This window comes from Wenyingzhuangia sp. IMCC45533 (assembly GCF_054111225.1).
Genome location: NZ_CM134197.1, coordinates 981866 through 994352 on the forward strand (window position 1 = coordinate 981866; position 12487 = coordinate 994352).

The 12487-nt window shown below is 32.4% G+C and carries 11 protein-coding genes; 7 read left to right on the forward strand and 4 right to left on the reverse strand.

What is annotated here, in order from left to right:
- Positions 1 to 34: 34 nt before the first annotated feature.
- Positions 35 to 982 carry a PhoH family protein gene (locus ACXGQW_RS04350; protein ID WP_457823874.1) on the reverse strand — a complete coding sequence of 316 codons (948 nt, stop codon included), beginning with the start codon at positions 980 to 982 and terminating at the stop codon, positions 35 to 37.
- A 106-nt stretch (positions 983 to 1088) separates the two neighbouring features.
- On the opposite strand from ACXGQW_RS04350, the gene ACXGQW_RS04355 reads away from it, so the two are divergent.
- The 7 genes from ACXGQW_RS04355 (at position 1089) to ACXGQW_RS04385 (ending at position 8439) form a co-directional block, all read left to right on the forward strand.
- On the forward strand, positions 1089 to 1949 hold the full coding sequence (locus ACXGQW_RS04355) for an SAM hydrolase/SAM-dependent halogenase family protein (RefSeq protein ID WP_457823875.1): 861 nt from the start codon (positions 1089 to 1091) through the stop codon (positions 1947 to 1949).
- Positions 1933 to 2652 carry a gliding motility-associated ABC transporter permease subunit GldF gene (gene gldF / locus ACXGQW_RS04360; protein ID WP_457823876.1) on the forward strand — a complete coding sequence of 240 codons (720 nt, stop codon included), beginning with the start codon at positions 1933 to 1935 and terminating at the stop codon, positions 2650 to 2652. The genes ACXGQW_RS04355 and gldF overlap by 17 nt, the downstream gene beginning before the upstream one ends.
- The gene (gldG, locus tag ACXGQW_RS04365) at positions 2645 to 4276 is read left to right on the forward strand and encodes a gliding motility-associated ABC transporter substrate-binding protein GldG (protein WP_457823877.1); all 1632 of its coding nucleotides are present in this window, start codon (positions 2645 to 2647) and stop codon (positions 4274 to 4276) included. The genes gldF and gldG overlap by 8 nt, the downstream gene beginning before the upstream one ends.
- Positions 4277 to 4389: 113 nt before the next feature.
- Complete coding sequence (gene dnaN / locus ACXGQW_RS04370) at positions 4390 to 5508, forward strand: DNA polymerase III subunit beta (protein ID WP_457823878.1); 1119 nt, start codon at positions 4390 to 4392, stop codon at positions 5506 to 5508.
- Positions 5509 to 5599: 91 nt separating this feature from the next.
- Positions 5600 to 6202: an acyl carrier protein phosphodiesterase gene (locus ACXGQW_RS04375; protein WP_457823879.1), complete on the forward strand. Its 603-nt coding sequence runs from the start codon at positions 5600 to 5602 to the stop codon at positions 6200 to 6202.
- Complete coding sequence (locus tag ACXGQW_RS04380; protein WP_457823880.1) at positions 6180 to 7262, forward strand: AI-2E family transporter; 1083 nt, start codon at positions 6180 to 6182, stop codon at positions 7260 to 7262. Before ACXGQW_RS04375 ends, ACXGQW_RS04380 begins: the two co-directional genes overlap by 23 nt.
- A gap of 1 nt (position 7263) precedes the next feature.
- The gene (locus tag ACXGQW_RS04385; RefSeq protein ID WP_457823881.1) at positions 7264 to 8439 is read left to right on the forward strand and encodes a class I SAM-dependent methyltransferase; all 1176 of its coding nucleotides are present in this window, start codon (positions 7264 to 7266) and stop codon (positions 8437 to 8439) included.
- 193 nt (positions 8440 to 8632) lie between these two features.
- Here the strand turns inward: ACXGQW_RS04385 and bioA are convergent, their stop codons facing one another.
- The 3 genes from bioA to ACXGQW_RS04400 form a co-directional block, all read right to left on the reverse strand.
- On the reverse strand, positions 8633 to 9898 hold the full coding sequence (gene bioA / locus ACXGQW_RS04390; protein WP_457823882.1) for an adenosylmethionine--8-amino-7-oxononanoate transaminase: 1266 nt from the start codon (positions 9896 to 9898) through the stop codon (positions 8633 to 8635).
- A 105-nt stretch (positions 9899 to 10003) separates the two neighbouring features.
- Complete coding sequence (locus tag ACXGQW_RS04395) at positions 10004 to 11566, reverse strand: OmpA family protein (protein WP_457823883.1); 1563 nt, start codon at positions 11564 to 11566, stop codon at positions 10004 to 10006.
- A 14-nt stretch (positions 11567 to 11580) separates the two neighbouring features.
- Positions 11581 to 12486 carry a PorP/SprF family type IX secretion system membrane protein gene (locus ACXGQW_RS04400; protein ID WP_457823884.1) on the reverse strand — a complete coding sequence of 302 codons (906 nt, stop codon included), beginning with the start codon at positions 12484 to 12486 and terminating at the stop codon, positions 11581 to 11583.
- Between the last annotated feature and the right edge of the window lies 1 nt (position 12487).

Here is a 12487-nt window from a genome sequence, read left to right on the forward strand (position 1 = left end):
TTTTTCTATTTTTTCACAAATATAAAAAATTATTCTACTCTGTTTCAATACTTTTATAAGCGGTTATGATCTCTTTAACCAATCGGTGACGAATAACATCCTTTCCATCTAAAAACACTTGAGATATTCCCTTCACATTTTTTAACGCCAGCAGCGCTTCTTTTAAACCAGAAACTTGTTTTCTAGGTAAATCAATCTGTCCAGGGTCTCCAGTAATCACAAACTTTGCTCTTTTCCCCATACGAGTTAAAAACATTTTCATTTGCTGATGCGTTGTATTCTGAGCTTCGTCTAAAATAACAAAAGCGTTGTCTAGGGTTCTACCACGCATAAAAGCCAACGGAGCTATCTGTATAATTCCTTTTTCCATGTGCGATGCTAGTCTTTCTGCAGGAATCATATCACGTAAAGCATCATATAAAGGCTGCATGTAAGGATCTAGCTTTTCTTTCATATCCCCTGGTAAAAAACCCAAATTCTCACCAGATTCCACCGCGGGTCTTGTCAATATAATTTTTTTAACTTCCTTTTCTTTTAAAGCTCTTACAGCCATGGCTACTGCAGTATAAGTTTTACCCGTTCCTGCAGGTCCTGTGGCAAATAACATATCATTAACAGCCATTGCTTTTACCATATTCTGCTGATTAATGGTTTGCGCTTTAATCAAGTTCCCTCCAACTCCATGAACCAATACATCATTGTAATTCTGTTTTTTTTGGAGTTCTTTACCAGAAGAGAGTAAGAGCTGTTCAATACTTACTTCATCAAGCTTATTGTACTTTGCTAGGTAGTTTACCAAGACTTCTATTTTTTCCTCAAAATCATCCAAAATAATTGCCTCTCCATAAGCTCTTATCTCATTCCCTCTTACAACCAGCTTTAACTTGGGGTAGTACGATTTTATGATGTTGATATTGGAATTATTAGGTCCAAAAAAATCTACTGGATTGATTTCTTCTAGAGTAATTAAACGTTCGTTCAAACTAAAAACTGTTTATAAATTGCAAGTACAAATTACATAAATATCATTTACAATTCTGTAAATTTGCTAGGAATAATTTTCAAAAAAGCAAGATTTAATCCAACATATGGCTATCATCACCTTAACTACAGATTTCGGCAAGAAAGATCACTTTGTATCTGCAGTAAAAGGTGCCATTTTTAGCTTATTGCCAGAAACTAACATTGTGGATATTTCTCATGAAATATCTCCATTTAACATTACGGAAACAGCCTATATTCTAAAGAATGCTTATAAAAGTTTTCCTGTTGGTACCATTCACATTGTTGGTGTAGATTCAGAATTTACTCCCGAGAATAAACATATCGCTTTATTACTAGATGAGCAATATTTTATTTGTCCGGATAATGGAATTATATCTTTAATTGCTTCGGAAATTAAGCCTACAAAAATTGTTGAAATTAATATTCACGATAGAATAGAAACTAGCTTTTCTGTGTTAGATGTTTTTGTAAATGTTGCTTGCCATATTGCTAGAGGAGGCACCTTAGAGGTGATAGGAAAACCTTTAAGTGAAATTAAACAAATTGTAGAAATGCAACCTCAGGTAGTATCAGAAACCAAAATTATAGGCTCTGTTATTTATATTGATAATTATGGAAACGTAATTACAAACATTACCAAAGATTTGTTTGGCAAAGTGGGTAAAGGCCGAAAATTTACCATCTCTGCAAGTAGGTATACTTTTAAAAAAGTATTAAACAAGTATGGCGATATTGTAGACTTTGCCCTACCTGTTAGCGAGAGAAATTCTGCAGGAAGCAAGCTTGCTTTATTTAATTCTGGGAATTATCTAGAAATTGCCATCTACAAAAGTAACTTACAAACAGTAGGAGGTGCCTCTAACTTACTTGGACTTGGATATAGAAGTACGATTAGTATTGAATTTGAAAAATTAATTACTGGGCAGAATGAGAGCAATTTTTAACAAAGAAATACAATCTTTTTTTAACCACACTATTGGATATTTTTTACTGATGTCCTTTGTGGTTATTAATGCATTACTATTGTGGGTGTTTAAAGGTTACAGTAATATTATTTACACAGGTTTTGCCAACTTAAATCCTTTTTTTGAGAACAGTTCGTGGGTCTTTGCTTTTTTAATTCCAGCTATTACTATGAAAAGTTTTGCGGATGAACAGAGCTTAGGTACCATCGAAATTTTAAAAACGCTTCCAATATCTCATTTACACATTGTTTTGGGTAAATTTTTTGCTTTCTGTGCAATTGTTAGCATCATGTTGTTGCCCACTTTAATTTTTATTTATAGTATTTATCAATTAGGGAATCCTTTAGGAAATATTGATTTGGGTAGTACCTTTAGCTCTTATTTAGGTTTGTTATTGTTGGCGAGCACTTATATTTCCATCGGAGTTTTCAGCTCTATCATCACCAAAAACAACATCACTGCTTTTGTTTTGAGTGTTGTTATCAATGTTATTTTATATTTTGGATTCTCTGCTTTAGAGAATATTTCTGCCACCTCCAATATTGGATTGAATATTTTAGGAATCCCTCAACATTTTAATAACATCAGTAGGGGTATTATCGATGTAAAAGACATAATGTATTTCATTTCTATTACCTTTCTTTTTCTAGGTTTTACCAAATTACAGCTAGACAATGACTAAAAAGAAAAAATACATAGGGCTGTTTGTTGTTTTTATAGTTGCAAATATTTTAATTAGCCAATTCAGCTTTAGAATAGATGTTACCAAGGATCACAAATACAGTTTGTCTAATAATACCAAAGAGTTTTTAAAAAATATCAATCAGGATGTTTTTATCACCGTTTATCTTACAGGAGATTTGCCTTTTGATTTTGAACGATTGAGTAATGAGACTAGGTATCTTTTAAAAGATTTAAAAAACTACAACAGCAATCTCAAATTCCGATTCGCAAGTACAAAAGGGAAAGAAGAATGGCTAGCCAAACAAGGACTTGCTCCAAGTAGATTAACTGTACAGGAAGATGGAAAAGTTTCGGAAAGTATTATTTTTCCGTGGGCTATAGCTAAATCAGGTAAAAAAGCAGTTCCCATCGGCCTTTTAAAAAATTCTTCTTTTGGCAACGAAACTTCTCAAATAGAAAATTCTATACAAAACCTAGAATTTGCCCTTATCAACGGAATTCAAAAAGCAACTGCTACTAAAAAACAAAAAATAGCCATCCTCAAAGGAAATGGGGAGGTTAAAGATATTTATCAATACGACTTTTTAAAAACTTTAGGTCAAAATTATTATTTAGCTCCTTTTACTTTAGACTCGGTTTCCTTTCAACCAAAAAAGACCTTAAACCAGTTAAACACCTACGATTTAGCTATTATTACAAAACCCACCGAAGCTTTTACGGAAAAAGAAAAATTTGTACTAGATCAGTACACCATTAGTGGAGGTAAAACACTATGGCTGCTAGATATGGTTCACACCCCAAAAGATAGTTTAATGCAAAATGGTAAGGTACTAGCTTATCAAAGAGATTTAAATTTAACTGATTATTTCTTTAACTACGGAGTTAGAATCAATAAAGTATTGGTAAAAGATTTATACGCTGCCAAAATTCCTTTGGCTGTGGGTAATGTAGGCAACAAAACTCAGTTTGATGAGTTTTTATGGGATTTTTACCCATTGATAAAAACCAACAATAAACACGTTATTAATAGAAATATAGGAGATGTAAAACTGGAATTTACCAATAGTATTGACACGTTAAAACCTAACATTAAAAAAACAGTTCTACTACAAAGCTCACAACTATCTAAAAACTTTAAAGTTCCCAATTTTGTTGACTTAGCTAGCATTGCCAACAATGCGGATATCAGCACATACAACCAAGGAAGTCAAGTACTAGGTATTCTGCTAGAAGGTGAATTTGGCTCTGCATATAAAAACAGAGTAAAACCTTTTGATAATAATTTTAAGGCAGCTACTAAAACCGGAAAAATGGTAGTAATTGCAGACGGTGATATAAGCGTTAATCAAATCAGTAAAGGAAAACCTACGGAATTAGGCTTAGATAAATGGACAAACGCTTATTATGCAAACAAAGAATTTTTAACCAATACAGTAAGTTATCTTTTAAATGATGATGGGCTTATTCAATCAAAAGCAAAAAATATATCTATTGACACTATTAATAGACCTAAAGCTTTTAAAGAAAAAACAAAATGGCAACTTGTTAATCTATTGATACCTGTGGCCGTTATTATTGTTTTTGCATTCTTAAATCTGTACTACAGAAAATCAAAATATTAGGATTAAGGTTATCAACACTTTGCTTAATTATGTTTAAAACATTTCTTTGAAACCTATTGTTTTACTGCTATATTAGCTATCCGAATCATGTATCATTACATACAACATAACCTATGAAATTTATAGTATCAAGCTCTCAATTGTTAAAACAATTGCAGGTTTTAAGCGGAGTTATTAGCACTAGTAACACCTTACCTATTTTAGATAATTTTTTATTTGAGTTAGGTGAAAACGAGCTAAAAATATCTGCTTCGGATTTAGAAACTACTATGTCTACCACCATTGAAGTTCAATCTGATAACGAAGGTTCTATAGCAGTACCCTCTAGAATTTTATTAGACACTTTAAAAACTTTGCCAAACCAACCTTTAACTTTTAAAATTGAGGGAAACAGTGAAGTAGAAATTACCTCTGAGCAAGGAAACTATGGAATGCCTTATTTTGATGGAAGCGAATTTCCTAAGGCAGTTTCTTTAGAAAACCCAAGCACTACTCTAATACCTGCTGATGTGTTAGCAAACGCAATATCTAAAACTATTTTTGCTACAGGTAATGATGATTTGAGACCTGTGATGAGTGGAGTTTTCTTTCAGTTTGGAACCGACAACTTGACTTTTGTAGCTACTGATGCCCACAAATTAGTAAAGTACACTCGCACAGATGTAAAGGCCGATGAAGCTGCGGAATTTATTATGCCTAAAAAACCGTTGAATATTTTAAAGGGAATTTTAGCTACTTCTGATGCCGAAGTTTCTATTTCGTACAACGAGGCAAATGCTAAATTTACCTTTGACAACGTTTCTTTAATTTGTAGACTAATTGATGGTAAATACCCAAATTACAATGCGGTAATCCCAAAAGAGAATCCAAATCAATTGAACATTTCTAGAACTAGCTTTTTGAGTTCTACTAAGCGTGTTTCTATTTTTTCTAGTAAAACAACGCATCAAATTCGATTAAAAATGGCTGGAACAGAGTTAAACATATCTGCTGAGGATATTGATTTTTCTAACAAAGCCAACGAACGTTTAAACTGCGATTATCAAGGAGACGACTTAGAAATAGGTTTTAATTCACGTTTTTTAACAGAGATGTTAAACAATTTATCTTCTGAAAATGTTTCTTTAGAAATGTCTTTACCTAACAGAGCTGGAATTTTAACTCCCGCTGATGGAACTGAGGAGGGAGAACAAATTACCATGTTAGTGATGCCCGTTATGTTAAGTAACTAAACTACAACTAAACTATATTTAAAAAAAGCGTTTTGCATCTTTGCAAAACGCTTTTTATTTTAACTTTATCATTCTTGTAAAAATATACGCTATGAATTTTCTTGCTCATTTATACTTGGCTAGTAGTAATAAGAACATCATTATAGGCAATTTTATAGCAGATAATGTGAAAGGAAGTAAAATAGCACATTTTTCCAAGGATATTCAGTTCGGTATTAAAATGCACAGGGCTATAGATACTTTTACGGATGAACATCCTATTTTTAGACAAAGTAAAAGACGATTAGATGATAAATACAAGTTGTACAAAGGAGTAATTATAGATATTCTTTATGATCATTTTTTGGCTAAAAATTGGTTGGATTATTCCAACGTACCACTATCTGTTTTTAGCCAAGGAGTCTATCAATTATTAAACGATAATTACGATGTGTTGCCTACTAAAACTCAGCATTTACTCCCATATATGACGCAGCAGAACTGGCTGTATATGTATCGTAATGTTTTTGGAATTACTAGTATTTTACACGATATGAATGTAAGAACTAAAGGGATTTCTAAAATGAATGAAGCTGTGGTAGACTTAGAGGATAATTATCTTATTTTTGAACAAGATTTCACAAATTTCTTTGCCGAACTTCAATTATTTTGTACTAAATTTTTACAACATCATGACAGCGAAAACATTAAGTAACGGATTACTAAGAACTATTGCTGTTCTACTCGGTTTCATCGTTTTATTGTGGTTTTTTATTCAAATTAAAACCATCATTATCTATGTCGTCATATCGGCTGTGCTAGCATTAATTTCTAGACCTGGTGTAAAATTTTTAACTCGAAAATTAAAACTGAATAACAGCGTAGCTGTTGTACTAACTATTTTAGTTTACAGTTTGTTTATTGCCTTAATTTTAAATGCATTTACACCGTTAATTACCAAACAAAGTGAAAACATTGCTCTTTTAAATTCCGATAATTTTAAAAATAATATAGAAAAGCTGAGTGACGAAATTAATAATTACTTAAAATTTCATGACATTGATATTCTAGAAAGAGCAAAAAATATCAATATCATACCTAGTATAAAAAACATCCCCAATATGCTTAACGTCATACTTGGCAAACTAGGATCTTTTAGCATGGGGTTATTCTCCGTATTGTTTATTTCCTTCTTTTTTATGCGGGATGCAAAAATTATGTCGAGGGGAACTTTTGCATTCATTCCAAAGCAACACGTAATACATGCTGCCAGGTCTATAGAAACTATTAAGGATTTATTGTCTAGATACTTCGTAGGACTCATCATTCAAATAAGCGTTCTATTTGTTATTTATAGTATTATTTTAAACATATTTAGCATAGAAAATGCTTTTACGATTGCTTTTTTATGCGCGTTGTTTAATCTTATTCCTTACATAGGTCCTTTGATTGGTGCCGTTGTAATGTTTATTTTGTCTACAACGAGTAATTTAGATTTGAACTTTCAAACAGAAATTTTGCCTAATTCTATGTATATCATGTTAGGATATTTATTTGCGCAATTGATAGACAATTTTGTGAGTCAACCGCTCATTTTTTCCAAGAGTGTAAAATCTCATCCTTTAGAAATCTTTTTGGTGATTCTAATTTTTGGAAATCTTTTTGGCATTGTTGGAATGGTCATTTCAATCCCTGCTTACACAGCAATTAAAGTAGTTGCCAAAGAGTTTTTTAGCAAGTACAAAGCGGTAAAATTATTAACTAAAGATTTTTAGTGTGAATGTAGAGGTTCTTGTTCCCGAGGTTCAACAATTCATCCAAAATCATTTGAACACCGATATTACGCAGTTGATTTTAAAAGGCTCTCCTTTTAATGAGTTGAGTACGACCGAGATTGTTGGGCAAATAGAAGCCAAAAAAAAATGTATTCAAAAATTACCGCTATGGTTTGATAGTCCTAATATCTACTACCCGAATAAATTAAATATAGAGCAAACGTCATCACAAGCAACTGCCTTATACAAAGCAAATTTGATGAGTGGAAATTCTATCATTGATATTACAGGTGGTTTTGGTGTAGATTGCTGGGCCTTTGCTCAAAAATTTAATAAAGTTACCCATTGCGAGATAAATCCATCTCTTTCGGAGATTGTGAAACATAATTTTCATCATTTAGACATCTTAAATATCAATTATCACAAAGGTGACGGTATAGAGTATATTGTCAATGGTGATAAAATTTACGATTGGATCTACGTAGATCCTTCTAGAAGAAATGATCTGAAAGGAAAAGTTTTTTTACTAAAAGATTGTCTACCTAATATTCCTGAACACTTAGATGCTCTACTTGAAAAAAGTAAGCGTATTTTAATTAAAAACTCCCCTTTAATAGATTTAACCAGCTGTATAAAGGAGCTAAATTATGTGAAAAACATTTACGTTGTGGCTCTTAAAAATGAAGTTAAAGAAGTTTTAATCGCCGTTGAAAACAAATACGTTGGTAACATTGGAATTACTGCTGTAAACGTAGATAAGCAAACCACTTCGTTTGATTTCATCTATCAAAAAGAGTATCAATATAATTTATCTGAGCCTCTAACCTACCTGTACGAGCCTAATGCCTCCATTTTAAAAGCGGGTGGATTCCATGCGTTATGCCGTCAATTTGATGTTCAAAAACTACATGCTAACTCACATTTGTATACTTCACAATCACTTATAGATTTTCCTGGGAGAAAATTTAAAATTATGGATGTACTGAATTATAATAAAAAACAAATTTTAAAAAAATTGCCTTTAAAGAAAGCAAATATTACTACAAGAAACTTTAAAGAATCGGTAGCTACTATCAGAAAAAAAACAGGAATCAAGGATGGTGGAGATACTTATTTGTTTTTTACCACTAATCCTAAAAACGAACAAATAGTTTTACTGTGCCATAAAATCGTTTAATTCTTACATGTAAACTATTTCACCATTGACATTTCTCTTGGCCAGTGTTTGCTTTTTTTATTTCCTCTTATTTCATCAAATCAATAGGAACTACTTTACCAGCATACGATAAAACTACTATTGTTCTCTAATTTACCTCATAGATTTCTTTTGCAAGCCTGTTTAGGAAAACAGAACTTACCAAAAACTGCCACTAAATATTTTCTATATAATCTAACAAAGTTTTATACACAAACTCCAACTCTTGTCGAGTAACCACATAAGGGGGTAGAATGTAAATGGTGTTTCCTAAAGGTCTCAGGAATATTCCCTTGGACATAAAATGTTCAAATATTTGGTTTCTATCTTTCCCATATCTATCTATCGACACATTTAAATCAATCGCCAGAATTACTCCCAAAGTTCTTACGCTACTTACATTTTTATGCCCCTTTAGTTTATCCACAAATATTCTATGGTTATCGGTAATCATACCAATTCCTTTTTGTATTTCTTTGGACTGTAATAAATCTATACTCGCAATAGCTGCACTACATGCCAAAGGATTTGCCGAGTATGTATGTCCGTGAAAAAAGCCTTTGGCAATATTATCGTCGTAGAAAGCATCGTAAATTTTTTGTGAGCAAGTCGTTAATCCCATAGGTAGCATTCCAGCTGTTAATGCTTTAGAAAGACACATAACATCAGGTTTGTGTTCTAAATAGTCAGAAGCGAAATACTTACCTGTTTTTCCAAACCCTGTCATCACTTCATCGGCAATGCAAATCACGTCATTTTCTTGGGCTATTTTTATCAGAGTGTCTAAGTATTTAGCCTTGTATATGTTCATGCAATTAGCTCCTTGTACCAAAGGTTCAAAAATAAAACAGGCAACTTCACCAGATTTAACCAATCGATTAAAATCACAAACAACTTGGTCAATATTATCTGTTGTGGGCACAGAAATCCTATCTACGTTTAAAACAACATCTTCAAAAGGACCGTTATACACATCTAAACCTGAAACAGACATCGCCCCAAAAGTATCTCCGTGAAACGCATTTTCAAAAGAGATGATTCTAAGTTTCTTCTTTTGTTGATTAAAATGATATTGTAAACTCATTTTAATAGCGATATCTACAGTCGTCGACCCATTGTCAGAAAAAAAAATTTTTTGTTGATTAGAAGGTAGTATTTGCATTAGCTTTTCTGACATCACTACTGCAGGTTCGTGTGTAAACCCTGCAAACACAATTTGATCTAGCTGTGATACTTGTGCCGTTATTTTATTAACCACATAAGGATTGCAGTGACCATACATGCAAGTGTACCAAGATGAAATAGCATCTATGTACCTATTACCATTTTCATCAAACAGATAAACTCCATTTGCCTTCACAATACCAATATGATTCTTAACTGTTTTATGCTGCGTTAACGGATGCCACAAGTGTTTTTGATCTCTTTCGTTCAAATTCATCTCAAAATATTTTAAACAAAAATAAGTATTGTTAAGGTACACAAAAACAAAACGGAGTACTTTGTGTAAAGTACTCCGTTTTATTATAAATTATTAATATGTAAGCTATTCTTGTTCTTTCTGAATAACGGTAAACTCTGTTCTTCTGTTCAACTGATGAGCTTCGTTGCTACACTTAACTCCATTGCTACATTTATTAACTAGCTGGTTTTCTCCATAACCTTTAGAACTTATTCTATCTGGCGAAATTCCTTTAGAAATAATATAATCAACAGTAGCTTTAGCTCTTTTTGCAGATAATTTTTCGTTGTACTTATCTTTACCTCTACTATCTGTGTGAGAACCACCCTCTACAACTATGTTCGGATATTTTTTCATGGTTGCTACCACACCATCCAAAATAATTGCTGCGTCAGGTCTAATATTCCATTTGTCAAAATCAAAATAAATAGGTTCTATATTAATTTTATTATCTATAAAGTACGGCGTTAAACTCAAACTAACTTTATTTTCAAACAACCTTAGAGAAGGTGTATCCAAGTTTAAAGAGTCCTTTTTAAAGTTTGCCTTACTTGCCTTTACAACATAATTATTACTACACAACACGTTAATGTTAGAGGTAAATTTACCTTGGTTATCCGTAAATATAGAATCTAATAATTTATTGTTTTGATATACATAAACACTTGCCTTGTCAATACCTAATTGGTCTTTACTATTAACCACTGTACCTACCAAGCGTTGTAAACAACCTACTTGTAGTTTGTAAATGTCGTCATCGCCTTTTCCACCTTCTCTATTAGATGATAAAAAGCCATAGCTTCCTTTTCCTAGCACAAAGGCGAAATCATCATTAATTGTGTTAATTGGAGAGGGTAACTGGAAAATATAATCACTTTCATCAGACAATGAAATTCCATAAACGTCTAATCCTCCTTTAGTACCGATTCTATCAGACGAAAAGTATAACACGTCGTCCATGTCTAAAAAAGGAAACATTTCTTTTCCACTGGAATTAATTCTTTCACCTAAATTGGTAATTTCTCCATAGGTGTTTTCTTCTAAAACAGGTACTTTGTATAAATCTGTTCCTCCAAAACCTCCAGGTCTGTCTGAAACAAAATATAATGTTTTGTCATCAGCAGACAAATATGGGTGACCTGTTGAATAATTTTCGCTGTTAAAAGGTAAAAGTCTTACGTTTTTAAACTCTCCATCGATTACATCTGCTTTGTATAACTGCAGATTGTTATAACCATCTTCTCCCTTGATTCCTTTGTTATCTACATGATTATTACTTGTAAAGTATACATACTTACCATCTTTAGTAAAAGTTAACTCCGCCTCATGATATCTTGAGTTAATGTCTTTCGAAAATTTTTCAACATCAACAATCGCCCCATCACTACCTAAACGTCCTTTGTATAATTCCAAATAGCCTTGGTCGTTTTCTCTCCATTTACGCATAAATAGCTTATCCTTTTGCGGAGAAGAAAAAACAACTTCTTTGTCGCCGATGTAGTTCACACCAAAGTCAGATTGATCTGTATTAATAGATAGCGTATCTATTTTATAATTTCTTAATTTGTAATTCGTAGATACTTTGCGCTTTTGCGACAACGCAGACAAACTTAATAGTACTAAACTAGCGTATATTATATTTTTCATAATGTTTCTATGCTTTAAAAGAATCTAGGTGATTTGATGTTTCTAGCAGATAACGGAATTTTATATAAAATAAAAAATTCGTGTGAACCTCTACTGAACTCATTCAATTCTGATGTTGTATAGTCATAAGCATACCCCAATCGGATAGCATCTGTTGCTTGGAAATTGAAAGTTCCTGCCCAAGCATCATCCAACCTATTAGAAATACCAAATTCAAATTTGTCGTAAAATAAAAAGTTTAAGGATAAATCTATAGAAACTGGCGTACCAGGGGCAAATTTCACTAGCGTTGATGGTTTTATCTTCAAGTAATCCTTGGCTTGAAAAACATACCCACTAGTAAAAAATATATGTTCTACTTCCTCAGCTTCACTTGTATCATCGTCGTTAATGTGATCTGCTCGTAAAAAATTGGGAACTGATAAACCTACGTAAAAAATATCGGTATGATATAAAGCTCCTGCTCCTGTATTAGGAAATAATTCAGTTCTACCGCCATCTAAAGTGCTATCCGAATCATTTGATTCAGTAATTCTATCAATAGAAAACGCAGATCCCCCTAACTTCAATCCGAAAGATAAATTTCCTGTTCTTGATACTGGAAATGTATATGATAAATCCGCAAATAAACTGTTTTCGCTTTGAGGTCCAATTTTATCGGTAATTAATGAAACACCCAATCCAAATCCTTTTCCAATTCTAGAATGGATGTTCGCTGTATAAGTAGATGGTGCTCCCTCTATTCCTACCCATTGCTCCCTACCTAAAACAGAAATATTTAAATGCTTTGTAGATCCAGCATAGGCTGGATTTACAATATTCATATTATACATATACATTGTATAATGAGGGTCTTGCTGACTATAAGTTTTTATGCTAAAAACAAAAACTAATAATAATACTAAATATATTTTATTCATA